Raw genomic sequence first — 19,933 nt, 5'->3', positions numbered from 1 at the left:
AGCAACAACCCCGGATCAGCCGGGTTTGACGATGCGGTTCATCTCGAAGTGCATGGGGTCGGTCCACTTCCAGTTGCCGCCCCAGGTGAAGCCCCAGCGCTCGAAGATGGCGACGACGGTGCGGTCCATCTCGCCGACGGTTCCGCGCTGGTTGCCGGCGGTGTTGAGGTCGACGGCGGTGCCGAAGGCGTGGTTGGAGAGCTGGGTGCTGTTGGCGATGAAGCGGGGGTAGTAGCAGCCGGCGTACTGCTTGGGGTCGATCGTCTTGGCCAGGCCGCGGTCGACCACCTCCTGCAGCGCCGCACGCAGCTGGGGGACCATCACCTTGTTGCAGGTCACCGAGCCGAGGATCGGGACCTGTGCGGTCACGATGTGAGAGCTCACCCAGCTCGCGGCAGGCGTGATGGTGCCGTCGCCGTTGGCGCGGTAGGTGTAGTTGCCGACCGCCTCGGCGACGGTGCCGACGACGTGGGCCTGCTGAGGTGCGTTCGGGTCCAGGCCTGCTCGCGCGACGACGTCGAGGCGCTGCACTGAGGCATCGGACCCGACGATCTTCTGGATCGGCTTGACGACCCGGTTGGGGGCGATGGCGGCGGTGGAGACGATGAGCGCGTTGCCCTTCTCCATCCCCATCTCCTCGCCCCACTTGTGGTTGACGACGGCGGCCGCGAGTCCGGGCGGCTGCGGTGCGTAGGCGCCGACGTGGACCGAGGTCGCGTCCTTGCTCGACCCCAGAGTCACGAAGCCGTCCTTGTCGGCCGGGAGCTCGTCCTGGCGCTCGGGGTCGATCGCCACCTCGCCACCGGCGATGCGCTGCCAGACCTCGTCGGAGTCGGCGCTCTGGAAGGGGGCGAAGTTGCGGTAGCTCGACGGATCGACCGCGACCACCTTCACCAGCCGTCCCTGCACGCTGACCTGGGCCATCGAGATCTGCTCGACGCCGGAGACTCCGTCGAGGCCGCGGACCTTCTTGACATCGCCGGCCGAGAGGGTCCCCTCGGAGAGGATCAGCAGGTCGGTGGAGTGGAGCGTCCCCTCCCGCTTGCCGGGCATGTCGACGGCGTGCGACGGGTCGGCGACAGCGCTCTCGCTCTCGTCGGTGGCGGGCTCACTGGTCTCCGCGCTCGGGCTGCTGCTCACGGAGCCCGGCTTCGACGGCTCGCCCGAGCAGGCGGCCAGGGTCACCACCAGGACCGCCCCGATCGCGGCGGCCGCTCTCCACGAGACCTTTCGCATCCGTCCACCTCCCCGCAGGAAGGTTAGGCGAGGGCTGGTGACTGCCCAACTCGCCGGTAGGAAGACCCGGATCACGCACGCAGCACCCGCGACATCAGCCAGGCGATGTCGTCGGCGGTCTCGCCAGGTGACTTGGTGGGCTGCATGACATGGCTGAGCACCACGCGCACGGTCATCTCGATGGCGGCGTCCGCCTGCGCATCGCTCAGCCCGTGGTCGAACTTCCTGATGTGCTCGTGGATGATCGCGGTCGCATAGCCGAGCAGTCCCTCGCTATGGCTGGTCAGGAAGGGCAGCAGCTCGGTGTCGGCGCCGTGGGTCGCCGAGACCACGGCGTGCAGCAGCTTGTTGTCCTGGGCGCGGTCGAGAACGGCGTACGTCGCCTGGCGGATCGCTCGGAGGAAGTCGTCCTCCGCGTCGAAGGCCGACCTCACGCCGGCGAGGAACTGCTCCAGCTCACGCAGGATCAACGCCTTCGCGAGCACCGGCTTCGCGCCGATGTCGTTGTAGACCGTCTGCCGGCTTACCCCGCATCGCTCGGCGATGCGCGACATCGTCACGCTCGCCCACCCTGCCTCGGTGGTCATCTCGACAGCGGCATCGAGGATCCGCTGTCGGGTGGTTTCAGGTACGCCGGCCCCCATGGGCGCAAAGTCTAGGACCTGTCGCCGGCCGGGATGACGAGACCAGGTGAACCTGGCCACATTGTTTTGCACTCAATACCCCCGGGGTGCAAAAATGCACTCTGTGAGAGAAAGTGCAACTCGATGATGCGGCAGCTCGACCGCACCGCGGCGGCGATCCACTCCGCCGCGCTCGAGATGACCGATGAGTTCGGCTTCGACGGCTGGACCATGGACCATCTCGCCGAGCGGGTCGGTGTCTCGCGGCGTACGTTGTTCAATCACGTCCCGAGCAAGATGGACGCCGTCCTCGGACCGGACCACGAGCCGGATCCGGCCCTGGTCGAGACCTTCGTGAAGGGCGGGCCGACGGGCGAGCTGTGTGCCGACCTCTGCGCCTTGATCCGTACGCAGCTCGAGGTCGATGGCATCGACAACGAGCAGCTCCGACTCATCCGGCACGTCTTCGTCAGCAATCACCAGGTGCTCCGGGCCGCGCACGGTCGCTTCGAGAAGGCGACCAACCACTTCTCCGACGTGATCTCGCAACGCGAGGGCAACCGCATGTCTCCGGAGCTCGCCGGAGTCCTCCTCAAACTCGTGATCGTCGTCTTCGACGCCGCGCTCAACCGGGCCATCGAGAGCCCATCGGACGGCACTGTCGCCGACCAGTTCACCCGGATCTTCGACGACCTCGTCGATCTGTTCTGACAACTGACCAAGGGGAACCCTGTCATGGCCAAGCTGCTCTATCGGCTCGGAAAGACCGCCTACCGGCGGTGGCCGATCTTCGTCGCCATCTGGCTGATCGTCATCATCGGCATCGGCGCGGTGGCGACCACGATGTCCAAGCCGATGTCCACGACGTTCAGCATGCCCGGCCTCGAGTCGGTCGAGGCGGCCGAGGAGCTGCCCGAGATCATGGGCACAGAAGGCGGCTCCGTGCTCGACGCCGCCTCCATCGAGGTCGTCGTCGCCGCTCCGGAGGGCGAGACCCTGACGACGCCGGAGAACCAGAAGGCCGTGGCCGACCTCGTCGCGGACCTCGCCGCACTCGACGACGTCCCCGACCAGATCTCCTACATCTGGACCCCGGAGCAGGCCAAGGCCGCCGCTCCCGCGTACGCCGAGATGATGTCGGCCGAGAGCGGTCAGCAGGTGCCGACCGAGCAGGCCGAGCAGATGCTGCTCGGTCAGCTCCAGGCGCAGCCGACCCTGTCGGAGGACGGCCGCATCGGCCTGATCTCGACCGAGTTCGAGGACGTCGAGGTCGCCGACGTGACGCCCGCGATGCAAGAGGAGGTCACCGACGTCGTCGAGCAGGCCGCCGAGGACACCGGGCTCCAGGTCGAGGTGCGCGGACAGGGCATGCAGGTGATGGAGATGGGCAGCGCCAGCGCCGAGCTGATCGGTATCGCGCTCGCTCTGCTCATCCTGCTGCTGACCTTCGGCTCCTTCGTGGCCGCCGGGCTCCCGATCCTCACCGCCGGTTTCGGCGTCGCCATCGGCACCCTCGGCATCACCGCGCTGACGGCCTTCACCGAGGTCTCCTCGACCACTCCGATGCTGGCCACGATGATCGGCCTCGCGGTCGGGATCGACTACGCGCTCTTCATCCTCGCTCGCTACCGCAGCGAGCTCGACCACACCGACGACCGTGAGGAGGCCATCGGTATCGCCGTCGGCACCGCGGGCTCGGCCGTCGTCTTCGCCGGCCTCACCGTCGTCATCGCGCTCGCCGCGCTCAGCGTGGTCGGCATCCCGTTCCTGACAGCCATGGGCATCGGCGCCGCGGTGACCGTCGTGGTCGCCGTCCTGGTGGCGCTGACCCTGCTGCCCGCGCTGCTCGGCCTGTTCAAGTCGAAGGCCTTCGGCCTGTCCGTACGCCGCTACCGGCCCAAGCGCGAGGCAAACGGCCGCGTCCTCAACAACGGTGTCCGCTGGGCGCGGTTCATCGGCAAGGCCCCCATCGCCTGGGCGCTCATCGTGATCATCGGTCTCGGCGCGCTGGCGATCCCCTTCAAGGACCTGCACCTGGGGATGCCGAGCGACAGCACCGCACCCGAGGACAGCTCGCGCCGGCAGGCGGTCGAGCTGGTCGTCGACGGCTTCGGCCCGGGCCGCCTCGACCCGATGATGCTGGTCGTCGACGCCCGCGACATGCCGGGCGACCAGGCCGAGAAGCAGGCCGCGTACGCGGAGGTCGCCGAGTGGGCCGGGTCCATGGACGGGGTCGCCAAGGTGGTGCCGCCGTCGGGCAACGAGAACGGCGCAGTGATCCTGATCGAGCCCGAGACGGCGCCGGAGGACGAGGCGACCGACGAGCTCCTCGCGGAGCTGCGTGAGGGTGAGGGTGCGCTCGAGGAGCAGACCGGCGCCGACCTGGCCGTCACCGGTACGTCGGCGATCATGTCCGACATCTCCGAGAAGCTCAACGACGCGCTGCTGCCCTACCTGGCCATCGTGATCGGGCTGGCGTTCATCCTGCTGATGCTCGTCTTCCGTTCGATCCTGGTGCCGCTGACGGCGACGCTCGGCTTCCTGCTCTCCGTCCTGGCCACCCTCGGCGTCACCGTGGCGGTGTTCCAGGAGGGTGCCTTCGGGATCTTCGACGGCCAGCCGATCGTCAGCTTCATGCCGATCTTCCTGATCGGTCTGGTCTTCGGGCTGGCGATGGACTACCAGGTCTTCCTGGTGACCAGGATCCGCGAGGCCCACGTCCACGGCGCCTCCTACAAGGAGGCCGTGGTCGACGGGTTCCGCAACTCGGCCCGGGTGGTCACCGCTGCCGCGCTGATCATGACCGCGGTCTTCGCGGGCTTCATCATGATGGACGACCCGATCATCAAGTCGATGGGCTTCGCGCTCGCCGCAGCGGTCATCTTCGATGCCTTCATCGTGCGGATGCTGCTGATCCCGACGCTGATGTACCTGATGAAGGAGAAGGCCTGGTGGCTGCCGAAGTGGCTCGACCGGATCCTCCCGAACGTCGACGTCGAGGGCGAGAGCCTGGAGCGGCACTACCTCGCCGACCACTACGCCGACGACCCGCGTGAGCCGGAGCTCGTCAAGAGCTGACCGTCCCGTCACAGCGAACAGCCCCCGACCTCGTACGAGATCGGGGGCTGTTCGCTGCCTGCGGGGGATCGGCAGGGGTAACACGTCGTTCGTGGTACTACTCGCCCGTTATAACGACCGGATAGAACTACGAACAGCGTGTTACACCAACGCGGCCGCACCAAGAGTTGCCTCGTAAATAGGATGGATCCATGACGACGAGCCTGCCCTTCGGCATCGACTTCGGCGGCACCGGCATCAAGGGTGCCCCGATCGACCTCGCGACCGGCGAGTTCGCCGCGGAACGCGTACGCATCCCGACGCCCGAACGCTCCACCCCCGAGGCCATCGCCGAGATCTTCGTGGAACTGCTCTCGCACTTCCCGGACTGCGACGGCAAGGTCGGGGTGACCGTTCCGGGCGTCGTACGCCACGGGGTGGTCCACTCCGCGGCCAACATCGACAAGTCCTGGATCGGCGCCGACGCGGACGCGATCTTCACCGCGGCCACCGGCCGCGACGTGCACGTGGTCAACGACGCCGACGCCGCCGGCCTGGCCGAGGTGCGCTACGGCGCCGCGAAGGGCCGCCGCGGACTGGTCATCATGACGACGCTCGGCACCGGCATCGGCTCGGCGCTCCTCTATGACGGCGTGCTCGTTCCCAACTCCGAGCTCGGTCACCTCGAGCTCGACGGCCACGACGCCGAGACCCGCGCCTCCAACGTCGCCCGCAAGCGCGAGGAGCTCTCCTGGAAACACTGGGCCAAGCGGCTGCGCAAGTACTACCAGCACCTGGAGATGCTCTTCTCGCCCGACCTATTCCTGGTCGGCGGAGGGGTGTCGAAGGAAGCGGCCGAATTCCTGCCGCTGCTCGACCTGGACACCGAGATCATCCCGGCGAAGCTGCTCAACACCGCGGGGGCCGTCGGGGCCGCGCTGTACGCCGAAGAGCTCGCCACCGACTGACGGCGGCGGACCGGGTGGGTGGCGCGGCGGAGCCGGGCGGTCCCACGGAGCACCTGCCTTCTTGGTCTCCTTGACCTGCGCGAGGAACGCCCTGCGTCTCGCCCGCCGCTGCCGGCGACCATCCCGTCGGCCTTGCGCCCACGGGCTGCGAAACACCCGGAACGCCGCGTACGCCGCCCCGGCGAGCACCAGCAGCGTGATCAGCCCTGCCCAGAATGCCCACGACGCCCGGGCCTCGACCCCGGCGGCCGTCGCCGAGGCGTCGTCGAGATGCCCGTCGTCCAGGTCGGCCCGCGCGCTCGCGGCACCGGCGTCCAGGAACAGCACGAGCTCGCCGAGCTCGGTGACCGGGTTCTGGGTGCCGTCGACCGCCGCGCTGGCCGCGCCGACCGTCTCGGTCGCCGCGGCCGCCTTCGGCAGCAGGGTGGCGAGCTCTTGGTATTCGCTGGTGGCGTCCGCCGTCTCGTAGGCCGTCTCGACCGACGAAGGCACGCGAATCCCGGCTGTCTCGGCCGCGTCCTGCACGGCGACGGCGTCCTTGCTCACGCCCTCGACCATCTCGATGACGGACTCCGCACCCTGGAACTGCCAGATCGACATCGGGTCACGGACCCCCGCCGGGGGCGCCCAGTCTCCGTTGGCACGGTCGAGCGCTTCGTACGTCTTGCGGGCTGCGGCATGCTTCTCGAGCAACCGCACGTCCGGTTTGCTGAGCACCCAGGTGCGCAGCGTCTTCTCGGCCTTCGTCGCGGAGGCGCCGTGCTTCAGCGCCAGGTCGAGGAATGTCGACCAGTCACCCGGACGCGGGTTGTCGCCGTCGGACGGAATCGCGTAGGCCGTGCGCCCCTGATAGACGTCACTCAGCAGCGCGGCCAGCTGCTTGTCGGAGAGACCCTCGACGAGCGCGGAGACGGCGATGACAGATGCCGGATAGCCGTAGGCATCGGAGCCCTCGACGCCCGTGCGGGCCCGCGAGTCCCAGGAGGTGAGCGGGAAGGCGTCCTTGCTGCGTCGCTTCACCTTGGGGTAGCTCTGCCCCTTCGCGCCGGTCTCCTCGGCGACCCGCTGGGCGACCATCTCGGTCAGCCCCTCGGAGAGCCACCGCCCGCTGACGGTGTCCGGGTTGATCCAGGCGTGGGTCATCTCGTGGTAGAGGACGGCGGCATCGAGATCCTCGGAGACGACGATCTCGTCGGCATCGGAGTCGAACCAGGCATAGCCGAGAGCCTCTGAGGAGACGTCTTCGCGGATCGTGTCGAGGCCACCCGGCCACTCCTGCCCGATCGTCTTCTCCAGAACGGGCAGGCCGGCGCGTACCTGCTTCTTGGCGAAGTCACGCCACTCCTTGTCACCGGGGAAGCTCTGCAGCGACACGTCGGCGTCGCCGACGGCCACCTTCTCCTCGTCGTAGGCCTTCGGATCTCGGGCGGACACGCCGCCCTCGATGAAGTCGCCGGTCGCCTTCCAGGTCGTCGTACGTCCCTTGGTCTTCTCCTCGAAGCCGGGCACGGAGCTGGAGAAGTCCATCGACTTCGGCAGCACGACCTCGACGGTCACCGAGTCGTCGTCACCGACACCGAGCACGGGAAAGACGGCATACCCGTCGCCGATCCGGATGTGACTCTTCTTGGCCCGGATCGGGGCGCCCCGCAGCTCGTAGGTCCAGGTGATGGTGCGGGACTTGCCGTAGTAGAGGTTCGGGAACGATGCCGAGGCCACCTCCAGGCCGGTGCCCTGGATCTTCTCGGTGCTCACCTTCAGCCTCGAGCCGTTGCTGGTCGCCTTGACCTTCTTCGCCCCTGCTGGGATCGGGATCGCGTGACCGGTCAGGAAGTAGTACGTCGTCGCTGTGCTCGGCTGCTGGTTGGTGACCTTGATCTTGGACTTCACCCTGACTGCGCCTTCGTCGAGCACGTAGCGGGTGCGTGACGACTCGGCGACGCCGTCGTCGGGCGCCGCGACCGCCGCGGGCGAGGTCATCACCAGCCCAGCACCCAGCACCCCCAGCGCGAGCACCACTGCTGCCGTACGCCGGAGCCGACCTGCTCGCTGACCGCTTTTCACCCGGGAACCTTAGACCCATGCCCCGTTGGGTACGAGCCCTTTTGAAAGCTGCCGCTCCCGAATCAGGCCATGATCTCGACCTCGGCCTGCTCGACGTCCTCCGCCTCGCCATCCGGATCGCGCTGTTCCCTGCGCGCCCGCCGCCTCGCCCGGACGCGGACCGCGATCCAGCGCGAGAGCCTGAACAGGCCGTACGCGGCACTGATCAGTGCCAGCCACGCCGCGATCCCCGCGATGAGCACCCACGTCGAGCGAGCGGCGATGACGTCTGCCGTCGCAGCCGCCTGTTCCACGCTTCCGGCGTCGAGATCATCCCGTGCCTCTGCGGCCGCCGAGTCGAGGCGGAGCAACAGCTCACCCACCTCCGTCACCGGACCGTCGAAACCCGCGACGGCCGCGGAGACCCCTCCGACCTCGGCGGTCACCATGCCGGCCTTCGCCAGCGCGGCGGCCACATCTCCGTACTCGCTGGCCACGTTCGCCGTCTCGTACGCTGCCTTCATCGCCGTCGACGCCGGCAGGCCGGCGTCTGCCGCGGCGATCTGGAACTCGCCGGCCTCCTCGGCCGCGTCTCCGGCGAGGTCGCGGATGGTCGCCGCGTCCTGGAACTTCCAGTACGCCATCGCTTCGCGCAGACCCTTCGGTGGCAACCACTCGCCGTCGGCCTCGTCGATGACGTCATAGGCCGCCTTGGCCTTCTTCGCCGCCGCCAACTGCTTCGCCTGGCCTCTGGTGAGCACCCAGGTCTTGAGCTCGCGGTCGATGTTCTGGTCAGCACCGTGCTTCACCGCCAGGTCGAGAAACGTTCCCCAGACGGCCCCACCGCCCTGATAACCCTCTTCCTCGGGCCCGTCATAGGCGGTGCGACCCAGGTACAGATCACGGACGAGCGCAGAGAACTGATCGTCGTCGAGATCCTCGAGCATGGCGGCGACGGCGGTGTAGGCAGCTGCGTACCCATAGAGGTCGGTGCCGCGGTTCGTCTGGCTGAACGCCCCCCATTCAGTCAGCGGGAACGCTCCTGGACCCTTCCGCCGCGGCGTCTTGCGAGGCTCCTCCTTCACGCCGGTCTCTCGTGCGACTCGCGCGGCGATGACCTCTGTCAGTCCCTCGTTGATCCAGCGCTCGTCGGTCGTGTCGTGGTTGGTCCACGCGTGGGTGAGCTCGTGGTAGAGCGTCGGGGCGTCGAGCCGCTCCGAGACGACGATCTCTCGTTCGCTCGAGTCGAACCAGGCGTACCCCGTCGCTTCGGAGCTCGTGTCCTCGCGGATCACGTCCAGCTCGCCGGGCCACTTCTCGCCGACGATTCTCTCCAGGATGGGCACGGCCTCGGCGATGTTCCGCTCGGCGAAATCCAGCCACGCCTCGTCACCGGGGAACGCCTGGACGACCACGTCGGTGCCGCCGATCGAGACGGTCCGCTCGATGTTCTTCTCACGGTCGCGGAGTGAGACACCGGCGAACTCGACGTCCGAGGCCGTCCAGGTGACCGACTTGCCGGTCTCCTTCTGGATGAACACCCCGTCACTGGCATCGAGCTCCATCGCGGGTGGCCCGACGACCTCCACCGTCGTGTCGTCACCGATGCCCACCGCCTCGAAGACGGCGTAGCCGTCGCCGACCCGGACGTTGCTCTTCTTCGACCGGATCGGTGCAGCGGGCATGGTGTAGTCCCAGCTGATGGTGCGCGTCTGGCCGTAGTACAGGCCCGAGAAGCCGACTCTCGCAAACGACCCAGGACCGTTCGGCACCGGCTCCAGGCTCACCGGCAGTGTGGCACCGTGGCTGGAGGCTCTGATCTTCGTGGCCTTCGCGGGGACGTAGATCCAGTACGAGTTGTAGTAGTAGCGGGTGTTCCCCTGGTCCGGCTGCTGGTTCGTGATCGTCAAGTCGATGGAGGCCCGCACCTCACGAGCCTTGACGTCCACGACGTAGCGAGCGTTCGATGATGCGGCGAGGCCGTCACCAGGGGCTGCGGCTACAGGGGACGCTGTCGCCAGGGCCAGCCCGGACGCCAGCACGCCGATGAAGACCGACATGGCCGCAAAGCGCCGACCGAGCCGTCGGGGCATTCCACACATTCGCACACGCGAAAACTAGACAGTGGCGGCCCAAGCGCTTCACGTTATGGATGTTCTGTACCCAAACCGTGGCGCCCGGACGACACCGGCTCGGAGAGCGTCCAGGCCGTACCCCACCTGTCGCCGAACGCGACCTCCTCGAGCGGCCGCCGGACGCGCTCGCGCGCCTCGCGCTCGGCGTCGCGCGGATCGGCCTGCGCAGGGTCACCATGGCGGCCGACCGCGATCCCGGTCATGACCTGCCACCAGTCCGGTACGGCGAAGGCCGCCGCCACAGCATCGTGATCGAACCCGGCGAACTGGTGCGAGGAGAGGCCGAGGGACGCGGCCTGGACGGTCAGGTGCGCGGTCGCCTGACCGAGGTCGTAGTGGGAGTAGTCCGACCACTTCGGGCCGTTGCCGTCCGGGCCCGCGCCGACCTGGGAGATCGCGACGAAGACGACCGCTGCTCGCGGAACCCAGCCGGAGTTGCCGCGCGAGAGGTGGCTGACGAACGTCTCGTGCCCGGCGGAGCCCCGCGGCAGGACCAGGAACGACCATGGCTGGCTGTTGCCCGCGCTCGGCGCCCACCGGGCCGCCTCGACGAGCAGCCTGATCTCGGTGTCGGCGAGCTCGTGGGTCGGATCGAAGACGCTCACCGACCAGCGGTCACGCAGGTGCTCGGTCAGATCCTCGGCGCCGGGCTGTGGCGCTCGCTTCGCGGCAGTCATGCGGCCATTCTGCAATGTCTATCGAGTTGGCAGACAAACCGTCTCAGAGCCGCTCACGCGAGGTAGCGGCCGGGGCGGTGGTTGAAGGCCAGGATGATGTTGAGGACGACCGCGCCGAGGGCCGAGAGCAGGACGGTCGCGGGCGAGACGACGAAGAGCGCGAGCAGGATGACGCTGAGGTCGAGGCCCATCTGGACGTAGCCGGCGCGCAGACCGACCCGCTCCTGCAGGACCAGGGCGAGCACGTTGAACCCGCCCAGCGAGGCGCCGTGGCGGAAGATCACCAGGAGCCCGAGGCCGACGAGCAGGTTGCCGGCCACCACGCCGTAGATCGTGTCGAGGCCCTCGAGCGGGAGCAGGTCGGCGTGGACCCGGGTCATCGCGGACACCGCGATGACGCAGCCCAGCGACCGGGCGGTGAACCCGATGCCCTTCTTGGAGAGCGCTAGCCCGAAGAAGGGCAGGTTGACCAGGACGAAGAGCACCTCGAACGGAAGCCCGGTCCAGTAGCTCACCAGCAGGCTCAGGCCTGCCGTCCCGCCGGTCACCGCGCCGACGGACTGGATGAGGTAGAGACCCATCGAGGTCACCACGATGCTGGTCACGTAGCCGAGCGCGTCCTCCACCAAGGTGTGGGGGATGCGGATCGACTCGAGGGAGTCTGCGTACGGCTCTGACACGACACTCATTGTGGGCGTCGAGGCCGAGCCGGGCAGAATTCATCAGCACGAGACGTGCGTCACGTTTCCGCTGGTCAGGGATGCGTTCCCCAGAGCATGATGTCCCCATGAACCAGTCGCCTCGGGACGACCAGCCGCCTCCACCACCGCCCCCACCGCCACCTCCGGCGTCGCCGCCACCGACGACGCCACCGACGACGCCACCGCCGGGAGCGTGGGTTCCACCGCCACCGCCGACCAGCAACGTATGGATCCCACCGCCGCCCCCAGGTGCCGCCTACGCTGCCGCTCCGCAGAAGAAGCGGTCCAGGACCGGCCGCTGGCTACTCGTCGGCGGCGGACTCACTGCGCTCGTCCTGCTCGTCACTGCCGGGGTCGGGGCCTTCCTGATCTTCGGTCCCGACGACAAGGGCGGATCCGGGGACGAGACGGCCGAGACGGTGGGGACCAACAGTGATCTCGACGCGCTGACCTCGGAACCCGAAGAGAGCTGGGCCTGGAAGACGAGGGAGACGGTCCGCTGGGCGGTGTCCGGTCCCGGCTTCACGGTCGCCCTCCTCGAGGGCAAGGCCGGCTTCGTGGTGCTCGATGATCAGGGCAAGGAGATGTGGCGCCCGGAGAAGCACGACTACAGCAGTGTCTGGGTCGACAAGGAGACCAAGACCATCGAGTCAAGCTGGTACGGCCCGATCTCGACCACTGCGAAGGGCAGCAGCAGCGACAGCGGCAGCATCGTCTGGGACTACGACGGCAACGTCCTGTGGAAGGACACCGGCGAGAACCGCTACATGTACGGCGTCGAGGGCGACGGTCGCTTCCTGCTCTGGGACGCCGCGGCCGAGACGCTCGCCAAGGTCCGCGAGCCCACCGATCCGGGTGAGTGGAAGATCCAGGGCGAGGAGTTCACCGTCGTCGACGACGCCGTCTACGCCCTCGACGGTGACACTCTCGCGCGCTACGCCCGCACGGACGGCAGCCTCGTCTGGAAGGCCGATCTCTCACCCGGCTGGAAGGGGATCAAGCAGTCGAGCGAGATTGACTATTACGCCAACGACGACCTGGTCGTCCTGTCCGCCGACCGCACCTTCGGCTACTCCGCCAAGACCGGCAAGGCGCTGTGGGATGCGTCCGGGAGCGGTGACGTCGTCGCGACCGCCGGCAACCGGCTGGCGGTAATCGAGCCCGGTACGTACGACGAGAAACAGGGCGTCACGATGCCGTCGACCGGGCCGTACCCGATCTACGACACCTCGGGCAAGGTCGGCTCGCTGCCGTTCTCCACCGGCACGCCCTATGCCGCGGTGCAGATGGTCAAGGTCGAGGGCAAGGGCGAGCAGGTCAACTTCGGGATCGACGACGGCCAGCTCTTCGACGCGGCCGGGAAGCCGATGGGCGAGGACGGCTACGAGCACGCCTTCCAGGCGCTCGACGATGGCGTCTACCTGCTCGACCGGGCCACCGTCTCGTTCCGGGAGTGGCACAGCACCGAGGACGCGTGGTCGCTGACCGTGCCCGACGTCGCCTCGGTTGGCGACAAGGAGAACAACCGCGACGTCTACATGCAGGTCGACGACGACCGGCTGATCGTCAACGACAAGCACACCGTCCGGCTCTACGAATGAGCGAAAGGGGCTGGTGACGTACAGGATCCCTGTACGTCACCAGCCCCCTCGATCAGGTCAGGCGTTGACCCTCGAGAGCGCACCGACGATCTCGTCGACCTTGGTCTTGGCGTCACCGAAGAGCATCTGCGTGTTCTCCCGGAAGAAGAGCGGGTTCTGCACCCCGGCATAGCCCGCGGCCATCGACCGCTTGAACACGACCACGTTCTTCGCCTCCCAGACCCGCAGCACCGGCATCCCGGCGATCGGGCTGGTGGGGTCCTCGGCAGCGGCCGGGTTCACGGTGTCGTTGGCACCGATGACCAGGACGACGTCGGTCTCGGCCAGGTCGTCGTTGATCTCGTCCATCTCCAGGACGATGTCGTAGGGCACCTTGGCCTCGGCCAGCAGCACGTTCATGTGGCCGGGGAGACGCCCGGCGACCGGGTGGATGCCGAAACGTACGTCCACGCCCTTGTCCCGCAGGATGCGGGTGAGCTCGGCGACCGGGTACTGCGCCTGGGCGACGGCCATGCCGTAACCCGGGGTGATCACGACGGAGGAGGCGCCCGCCAGGAGGTCGGCGGTGTCCTCGGCGTTGATCTCGCGGTGCTCGCCGTAGTCGACGTCGCTTCCCGGGCCCGCCTCGATGCCGAAGCCGCCGGCGATGACCGAGATGAACGAGCGGTTCATCGCCTTGCACATGATGTAGGAGAGGTAAGCACCGCTCGACCCGACCAGGGCACCGGTGACGATCAGCAGGTCGTTGCCCAGGAGGAACCCGGAGGCCGCGGCGGCCCAGCCGGAGTAGCTGTTGAGCATCGAGACCACGACCGGCATGTCGCCGCCGCCGATGGAGGCGACCAGGTGCCACCCGAGCGCCAGCGCGACGACGGTGACGGCGATCAGCAGCGGGAGCGTCGGGTCGATGACGTAGACGACCGTCAGGATCACGAAGACGACCAGGGCGCCGATGTTGATGGCGTTCTTGCCAGGCAGCATCAGCGGGGCCGACTTCATCCGCGCCGAGAGCTTGAGGAAGGCGACGATCGAGCCGGTGAAGGTGACCGCACCGATGAAGACGCCGATGAAGACCTCGGCAGAGTGGATGGCACCGCCGTGAACATGGCCGGCAGCGGCCTCGAGGTGGCCGTTCCAGCCGATCAGCACGGCTGCCAGACCCACGAAGGAGTGCAGCAGGGCGATCAGCTCGGGCATGCCGGTCATCTCGACCACCTTGGCGCGCCACAGGCCGATGACCGCGCCGACGGCGATCGCGGCGACCAGGACGATCACCGCAGTGGTGGTGCCGCCGTCGACGACCTGGATCACGGTCGCGACCAGCGCCAGCGTCATGCCGGCGACGCCGTAGAGCCAGCCCTGTGAGGCGGTCTCGTGCTTGGACAGCCCTGCCAGCGACAGGATGAAGAGGAGGGCGGCGACGAGGTAGGCCGCACCGGCGATCGAGAAGATATCCATGACGTGTTACCTCAGGCCTTCCGGAACATCGAGAGCATGCGACGGGTCACCGCGAAGCCGCCGAAGATGTTGATGCTCGCCAGCAGCGTGGCGATGCCCGCGAGCACGAGGACCACGTTGTCAGCGACGGTGAGCTGCAGCAGTGCACCCACGACGACGATGCCGGAGATCGCGTTGGTCACCGACATCAGCGGGGTGTGCAGCGCGTGGTGCACGTGACCGATCACGTAGAAGCCGATCACGATCGAGAGCGTCAGGACCGTGAAGTGCCGGGTGATCTCGGCCGGGGCGACCGCGTTGAGCAGGAAGAGGGCGAGCGCGCCGGTGCCGACCAGAGCGAGCTTCGCACCGGCGGAGAGCGGCTTCTTCTCCTCCTTGACCGCCGCCTCGACGGGGGCCGCAGCGGCCGGGGCCGCGGAGACCTGGACCGGCGGGGGCGGCCAGAGCACACCACCGTCGTGCACGACGGTCAGGCCGCGCTGGACCTGGTCCTCGAGATCGAGGGCGAGCTCGCCGTCCTTCTCCGGTGTCACCAGCTTCATAAGGTTCACCAGGTTGGTGCCGTAGAGCTGGCTGGACTGGGCCGGAAGACGCGCGGGCAGGTCGGTGTAGCCGATGATCGTGACGCCGTTGGGCGTGGTGACGACCTCGTCCTTCACGGTGCCCTCGACGTTGCCGCCCATCGCGGCGGCCATGTCGACGATGACCGAGCCGGGCTTCATGGACGCGACGTCGGCGGCGGTGATCAGCTTCGGCGCCGGACGGCCCGGGATCAGCGCGGTGGTCACGATGATGTCGACGTCCTCGGCCTGCTCGGAGTAGATCTCCGCGGCGCGCTGGTCGTAGGCCTCCGAGGTCGCCTTGGCGTAGCCGTCGGTCGACTTCTCGACCTCGACCTCGACCTTCAGGTATTCGCCGCCGAGCGACTTGACCTGGTCGGCGACCTCCGGACGCGGGTCGGTGGCACGCACGATCGCGCCCAGCGAGCTCGCGGCGCCGATGGCCGCCAGGCCGGCCACACCGGCGCCGGCGACGAGCACCTTGGCCGGCGGCACCTTGCCCGCTGCGGTCACCTGTCCGGTGAAGAAGCGGCCGAAGTGGTGGGCCGCCTCGACCACGGCGCGGTAGCCGGCGATGTTTGCCTGGCTGGAGAGGATGTCCATGGACTGCGCACGCGAGATGCGCGGCACCGCGTCCATCGCGAAGGCGTCGACCTTACGGGCGGCCAGGGCGGCGAGGAGCTCGCCATTCTGCGCCGGCGCCAGCGGGGCGACCAGGGTGGCGCCGCTCTTCAGCAGCTCGACCTCGCCGACCGAGGGGGCGTTGATCCGGAAGACCAGATCGGCGCCCCACGCGTCGCCGGCCGTGCCGATGCGGGCGCCGGCCTCGGCGTACGCCTCGTCCTTGAAGCTGGACGCCTCTCCGGCTCCACCCTCGATGACGACGTCATAGCCCAGACCGGTCAGCTGTTTGACGGTCGCGGGGGTGGCCGCCACGCGGGTCTCGCCAGGCTTCGTCTCTCGGGTCACTCCGATGAGCATCCTCGACTCCTTGGATCTAGCTGCGCAGTGTTGTCAGTGTCCAGCACGGTGGGATCCCGGTCAGCCGATCAGCGCGTGACCGAATCATGACCGGCACGGGTCCGGAACCCCACCGTGCTGGTTACCGGTCGGTAACGGTAGGGCAGATCAGCAGGTGGACGCCAGGGTTGTCCGGTTGTATCGGTCCAAGACCTGTGGTCTTCCTCACGGCCTCACGGCTGGCCTTTCACCAGTGCTCGAGCGGTACGCATCCATCGTCGCGGGCGGCCGGCGATTCCGGGAGTACCCACTATTTACTGGGGTACTTACCCAGCGGTGCGCACGTTCCACCGGAGTGCCGCGCCGTGGCCCTGGAACCAGCCGACCGGTCGCCCGTCGACCGCAAGACAGAAGTGGTGGGCGGCGTCGGGCACGCTCGGCGGTGAGGGTGCGAGCGAGGGCATCACTCGGGGACCTTCCAGGCTGACCCAGTGGCAGCGACCGGCTGCCACCAGCGTACGCATCCGCCTGTCCAGCTCGACCCGGTCATCCTCGTCCAGGTACGCCGCCGCCGCGCTGTGATGGACCACCGGGGTGCCACCCGAAGCAGCGGCGATCTCGAGCGCGCTGTCCAGCCGGTCGAGCATGTCGCCGGCGATGAGGCGGGGCGGCTCGGCCCTGGTGACCTCGATCGCCGCGGCCAGGCGATCGCGCCGCTCGTCGTGACCGGGCCAGATCAGGGTGAGCAGCCAGTCCATGTCCTCCTCGGCGGCGACGTCGAGCGGGTGGAGGTCGACCCCGATCCGGGCGGTGATGCGCGGGTGCACCGCCGGGACCGGCACCGGCCCGACCGCCGGGATCCGGAGCATCGGACCTCCCGATCCGCGGAGCTCGCCCGCGCCCTCCCATAGGTAGTCGTAGCGGTCCGGGTAGAGACACAGTCCGGCGCTGGCGCCGAGCTCGACCAGAGCCAGTGGCTCCGGACCGAGCATCCCGAGCGCCGGGGTCAACGCCGTCAGCCGGGCGACCTCGTTGGTCTGGGTCCGGCGGCTCAGGATGGTCTCTCGGACCGCCGGCCACTCCGGCCCGAGCAGCAGGGCCCGCAGGCTGTCGTAGGGACCGGGTTGCAGGCCGTGCCGACGGGCCGCGGCGAAGACGAGATTGGCCTGCTGCTTCAGGGTGGGCAGATCGCTCAGCAGCCGGAGCACCTCCGGGTCGCCGGCGGCCCCGCTGGCCCAGGCCTGATAGCACGGTGAGGTGGACATCTCGACGGCATAGAGCCGATAGCTCTCTCGGATGTCGGTCAGATCGCTCAGTGGCTGCATCGGTCTCCTCCTGGAACAGGTCGTGAGCCCCACCGTGCAAGAGGCGTACGACCCGGCGCGATGTCGATCGAGTCGACATGGCGCCGTGAGCGCTTCGTGAGCGAGAGTGTGGTCGTGACGGAGTGGATCTCGACCCGGGAGGCGGCCCAGCGCCTCGGGGTGAAGCGCACGACGCTCTACACCTATGTCAGCCGGCAACTGCTCACCCGGCGGCGCAGCGGCGGCGAGAGCCTGTTCGACCGGGCCGAGATCGACGCGCTGGCCAGCACCCGCCACCACCCCGGCTCTCCGCTGGGCGTGCTGCCGATGCGTTCGGTCCGTTCCAGCGTGAGCGAGGTACGTGAGGGCGAGCTGTTCCTGCGTGGCGTACCGTTGGCAGACCTGGCCGACGAACCGTTGGCGGAGGTGGTCGAACTCGTCCTCGGTACGGCTCCGGGGGTCGTCGTCTCGGTGCCGGCGCACCTGTCCGCGCTGCCGCTCCACCGCCGGCTGCCCGCCCTCGCGCAATGGGCGGGGTCGCAGGGTGAGCGGGTCGAGTCGGCCGCGGCCGCCGGCATCGCCAAGGGGCTGCTCGCCGCTGCCCCTGTCGCTCTCGGCGAGGTTGCGGACCCGGACCGACCGATCCCGGACGCGACCTTCGCCGCCGTCGCCGGGCGTCCCGGCGACCCGCACGAGGTGGCGACGCTCAACACCGCGCTGGTCGCCCTCGTGGACCACGGCCTGGCCGCCTCGGTGGTGGCGGCGCGGGTCGCCGCCTCGGCCCGAGCCTCTGCGTACGACTGTCTGGTCGCCGGGTACGCCGCTCTCTCGGGGCAGCTGCACGGTGGCATCGGGCCGTCCGCGCTGGCTGTGCTGCGGGACGGCCCGCCGGTCGATCCGAGCAGCCCGATCAGCCCGGTTCCCGGCTTCGGTCACTGGCGCCACCCCGAGGGTGACCCGCGGGCCGATGCGATCCTCGCCCGCCTCGCCCTCGTCGACGGCTCCGCGCCGGCCTTGGCCCGACTGGACGAGATCGCCGCCCGCACCGATCGCCAGCCGAACATCGACGGGGCCCTCGCGGCGCTCATCGTCACCTGCGACCTGCCCGATGCCGCCGGCGAGGTGTTCTTCCAGGTCGGACGTACGGTCGGCCTCGCCGCGCACATCGCCGAGGAGTCCACGGAGGACCCGCTGCGCTGGCGCGCCACCGACCCTGACGTCTGAGGTGCACGAACGGATGCACGTCTGTCCGGGTCAGCCGCGGTACGGCACCTGCCACAGCGCGCTGATCGGAACCGCCCGGAACTTGGGGCCGAAGGGGAGAGTGCGCGCTCCTGTGTGCAGCACAAAACCTGCGACGAGGTCGTCGCCTACTCGGTCGGCAAGGTGTTGCAAGCCACGGAAGTCCTCCGCCCTGGGCGTCGCCGACGCCTTGACCTCGATGCCGACCACCCGGCCGAGTCGATCCTCCAGCACCAGGTCGACCTCGACACCGTCCCGCGTTCGGTAGTGGAACATGTCGGCTCGAGTCTCGGACCAGGTGAGCTGACGACCGATCTCCATCGCCACAAGTCCCTCGAGCAGCTCACCGAGCGGTGCACCAGGCTTCCGGAGCCGCGCCTCGTTGAGCCCGAGCACGGCGGCCGCGACTCCGGAATCGACCATCGCCACCTTCTGCTGCGACACGGCACGAGCGCTCAGCCGCCGGGTCCAGGCCGGGATCCGTTTGATCAGGAAGACCTCCTCCAGCAGGGAGAGGTAACGGCTCACAGTCGGATGGCCCAGCCCCAAGGACGAGCCGATCGATGTCGGCGCGATGGGCTGCCCGGAGCGGCCGGCAACCGTCCGCACCAGCGCTCGCATCTGCAGGCCCCGTTCGATCTCGCTGAGCTGCACGACGTCTCGATTGATCAGGTCCGCAACGTAGCCGGTGAGGAAGTCCGCACGACGCGTCGAGGACCGACGGATGGCGTCCGGGAAGCCACCTCGGACGATCCGCTCGATGTAGTCATCCCTGCTGACCACCGATGCGTGACGCAACTCAGGACCGAGTTCAAACGCAGCGTCGACGAAGGCATCGGGTGTGCCGTCGATCTCTCCCTGCGACAGCGGCCACAGCTCGATGGTCTCCATCCGCCCCACCAGAGTGTCCGGCAGGTCCCTCAACCCGAGAACCCTTGCTGATCCGGTCAGCAGGAAGCGGCCCGGCTCCGGATCCTCGTCCACCCGCTCCTTGATCGAGAGCAACAGCTCGGGCGTTCGCTGGATCTCATCGATGATCATCCGATCCTCGAAGTGAACGAATCCGGTGGGATCGGCCTCGGCCAGGCCGCGAGTCTCCGCGTTGTCCAACGTGTACCAAGCTGCGCCGGCATCCCTCCCGACACGGCGTACGAGCGTGCTCTTCCCGCTCTGCCGCGCACCGTTCACCAGCACGACCCGCATGTCTCCCAGCGCTTCCGCAACCCGGGCGGCCGCCCGTCGAGGCACGTACGCACCGTTCGTGGGACCATTCACATCCTCGAACTCTGCCAGACCGTTGTTCGGATTGCCAGGGGCCACGCGTTCGGATTGCCAGGCCGTTGGTGTTCGGTTTGCCGGTCAGCGAGG

Annotated in this window: 14 protein-coding genes; 5 read left to right on the top strand and 9 right to left on the bottom strand. The window is 68.5% G+C overall.

Features of this window, described 5'->3' with window-relative positions; translation table 11 throughout:
* Positions 1 to 15: 15 nt before the first annotated feature.
* Positions 16 to 1,236 (bottom strand): M15 family metallopeptidase, encoded by a 1,221-nt coding sequence (locus IEY84_RS10050; RefSeq protein WP_183542638.1) that lies wholly within the window; start codon positions 1,234 to 1,236, stop codon positions 16 to 18.
* Positions 1,237 to 1,307: 71 nt separating this feature from the next.
* On the bottom strand, positions 1,308 to 1,880 hold the full coding sequence (locus IEY84_RS10045) for a TetR/AcrR family transcriptional regulator (RefSeq protein WP_183542636.1): 573 nt from the start codon (positions 1,878 to 1,880) through the stop codon (positions 1,308 to 1,310).
* Positions 1,881 to 2,003: 123 nt separating this feature from the next.
* On the opposite strand from IEY84_RS10045, the gene IEY84_RS10040 reads away from it, so the two are divergent.
* From IEY84_RS10040 to ppgK, 3 genes are all read left to right on the top strand, one after another.
* Positions 2,004 to 2,570: a TetR/AcrR family transcriptional regulator gene (locus IEY84_RS10040; protein WP_183542634.1), complete on the top strand. Its 567-nt coding sequence runs from the start codon at positions 2,004 to 2,006 to the stop codon at positions 2,568 to 2,570.
* Positions 2,571 to 2,594: 24 nt separating this feature from the next.
* Positions 2,595 to 4,937 carry an MMPL family transporter gene (locus IEY84_RS10035; RefSeq protein ID WP_183542632.1) on the top strand — a complete coding sequence of 781 codons (2,343 nt, stop codon included), beginning with the start codon at positions 2,595 to 2,597 and terminating at the stop codon, positions 4,935 to 4,937.
* 191 nt (positions 4,938 to 5,128) lie between these two features.
* A complete protein-coding gene (gene ppgK / locus IEY84_RS10030) occupies positions 5,129 to 5,884 on the top strand; it encodes a polyphosphate--glucose phosphotransferase (protein WP_183542629.1) in 756 nt (251 codons plus the stop codon).
* A 2,126-nt stretch (positions 5,885 to 8,010) separates the two neighbouring features.
* Here ppgK and IEY84_RS10025 read toward each other — a convergent pair.
* The 3 genes from IEY84_RS10025 to IEY84_RS10015 all read right to left on the bottom strand — a co-directional run bounded on the left by IEY84_RS10025 (position 8,011) and on the right by IEY84_RS10015 (position 11,428).
* On the bottom strand, positions 8,011 to 9,987 hold the full coding sequence (locus IEY84_RS10025; protein WP_183542627.1) for a hypothetical protein: 1,977 nt from the start codon (positions 9,985 to 9,987) through the stop codon (positions 8,011 to 8,013).
* Positions 9,988 to 10,073: 86 nt separating this feature from the next.
* Positions 10,074 to 10,739: a nitroreductase family protein gene (locus IEY84_RS10020; RefSeq protein WP_183542625.1), complete on the bottom strand. Its 666-nt coding sequence runs from the start codon at positions 10,737 to 10,739 to the stop codon at positions 10,074 to 10,076.
* Positions 10,740 to 10,792: 53 nt separating this feature from the next.
* Positions 10,793 to 11,428 carry a YitT family protein gene (locus tag IEY84_RS10015; protein ID WP_183542623.1) on the bottom strand — a complete coding sequence of 212 codons (636 nt, stop codon included), beginning with the start codon at positions 11,426 to 11,428 and terminating at the stop codon, positions 10,793 to 10,795.
* 98 nt (positions 11,429 to 11,526) lie between these two features.
* Here IEY84_RS10015 and IEY84_RS10010 point away from each other — a divergent pair, with 98 nt between their 5' ends.
* On the top strand, positions 11,527 to 13,041 hold the full coding sequence (locus IEY84_RS10010) for a PQQ-binding-like beta-propeller repeat protein (RefSeq protein WP_183542621.1): 1,515 nt from the start codon (positions 11,527 to 11,529) through the stop codon (positions 13,039 to 13,041).
* A 57-nt stretch (positions 13,042 to 13,098) separates the two neighbouring features.
* On the opposite strand, the gene pntB is transcribed toward IEY84_RS10010, so the two are convergent.
* The 3 genes from pntB to IEY84_RS09995 form a co-directional block, all read right to left on the bottom strand.
* On the bottom strand, positions 13,099 to 14,499 hold the full coding sequence (pntB, locus tag IEY84_RS10005) for a Re/Si-specific NAD(P)(+) transhydrogenase subunit beta (protein ID WP_183542619.1): 1,401 nt from the start codon (positions 14,497 to 14,499) through the stop codon (positions 13,099 to 13,101).
* 11 nt (positions 14,500 to 14,510) lie between these two features.
* Positions 14,511 to 16,040 (bottom strand): Re/Si-specific NAD(P)(+) transhydrogenase subunit alpha, encoded by a 1,530-nt coding sequence (locus tag IEY84_RS10000; protein ID WP_183542617.1) that lies wholly within the window; start codon positions 16,038 to 16,040, stop codon positions 14,511 to 14,513.
* 305 nt (positions 16,041 to 16,345) lie between these two features.
* A complete protein-coding gene (locus tag IEY84_RS09995; RefSeq protein WP_183542615.1) occupies positions 16,346 to 17,344 on the bottom strand; it encodes a DUF2332 domain-containing protein in 999 nt (332 codons plus the stop codon).
* Between the two features lie 114 nt (positions 17,345 to 17,458).
* Here IEY84_RS09995 and IEY84_RS09990 point away from each other — a divergent pair, with 114 nt between their 5' ends.
* On the top strand, positions 17,459 to 18,547 hold the full coding sequence (locus IEY84_RS09990) for a citrate synthase (RefSeq protein WP_183542613.1): 1,089 nt from the start codon (positions 17,459 to 17,461) through the stop codon (positions 18,545 to 18,547).
* 30 nt (positions 18,548 to 18,577) lie between these two features.
* Here IEY84_RS09990 and IEY84_RS09985 read toward each other — a convergent pair whose 3' ends face one another.
* The gene (locus IEY84_RS09985) at positions 18,578 to 19,813 is read right to left on the bottom strand and encodes an ATP-binding protein (protein ID WP_229788566.1); all 1,236 of its coding nucleotides are present in this window, start codon (positions 19,811 to 19,813) and stop codon (positions 18,578 to 18,580) included.
* Positions 19,814 to 19,933: the final 120 nt, after the last annotated feature.

Source organism: Nocardioides albus (assembly GCF_014648255.1).
GTDB lineage: Bacteria > Actinomycetota > Actinomycetes > Propionibacteriales > Nocardioidaceae > Nocardioides > Nocardioides albus.
Note: the sequence above shows the minus strand (reverse complement) of the source record. Positions and strands in the feature narration are given on the sequence as shown.

What these genes read in the sequence shown, in the direction of transcription:
- IEY84_RS10035 (WP_183542632.1), top strand. Translation starts at nt 2,595, where the DNA reads ATGGCCAAGCTGCTCTATCGGCTCGGAAAGACCGCCTACCGGCGGTGG.
- IEY84_RS10020 (WP_183542625.1), bottom strand. Translation starts at nt 10,739, where the DNA reads ATGACTGCCGCGAAGCGAGCGCCACAGCCCGGCGCCGAGGATCTGACC.
- IEY84_RS10015 (WP_183542623.1), bottom strand. Translation starts at nt 11,428, where the DNA reads ATGAGTGTCGTGTCAGAGCCGTACGCAGACTCCCTCGAGTCGATCCGC.
- IEY84_RS10040 (WP_183542634.1), top strand. Translation starts at nt 2,004, where the DNA reads ATGATGCGGCAGCTCGACCGCACCGCGGCGGCGATCCACTCCGCCGCG.
- IEY84_RS10025 (WP_183542627.1), bottom strand. Translation starts at nt 9,987, where the DNA reads ATGTCGGTCTTCATCGGCGTGCTGGCGTCCGGGCTGGCCCTGGCGACA.
- ppgK (WP_183542629.1), top strand. Translation starts at nt 5,129, where the DNA reads ATGACGACGAGCCTGCCCTTCGGCATCGACTTCGGCGGCACCGGCATC.
- IEY84_RS10045 (WP_183542636.1), bottom strand. Translation starts at nt 1,880, where the DNA reads ATGGGGGCCGGCGTACCTGAAACCACCCGACAGCGGATCCTCGATGCC.
- IEY84_RS10050 (WP_183542638.1), bottom strand. Translation starts at nt 1,236, where the DNA reads ATGCGAAAGGTCTCGTGGAGAGCGGCCGCCGCGATCGGGGCGGTCCTG.
- pntB (WP_183542619.1), bottom strand. Translation starts at nt 14,499, where the DNA reads ATGGATATCTTCTCGATCGCCGGTGCGGCCTACCTCGTCGCCGCCCTC.
- IEY84_RS09995 (WP_183542615.1), bottom strand. Translation starts at nt 17,344, where the DNA reads ATGCAGCCACTGAGCGATCTGACCGACATCCGAGAGAGCTATCGGCTC.
- IEY84_RS10000 (WP_183542617.1), bottom strand. Translation starts at nt 16,040, where the DNA reads ATGCTCATCGGAGTGACCCGAGAGACGAAGCCTGGCGAGACCCGCGTG.
- IEY84_RS10010 (WP_183542621.1), top strand. Translation starts at nt 11,527, where the DNA reads ATGAACCAGTCGCCTCGGGACGACCAGCCGCCTCCACCACCGCCCCCA.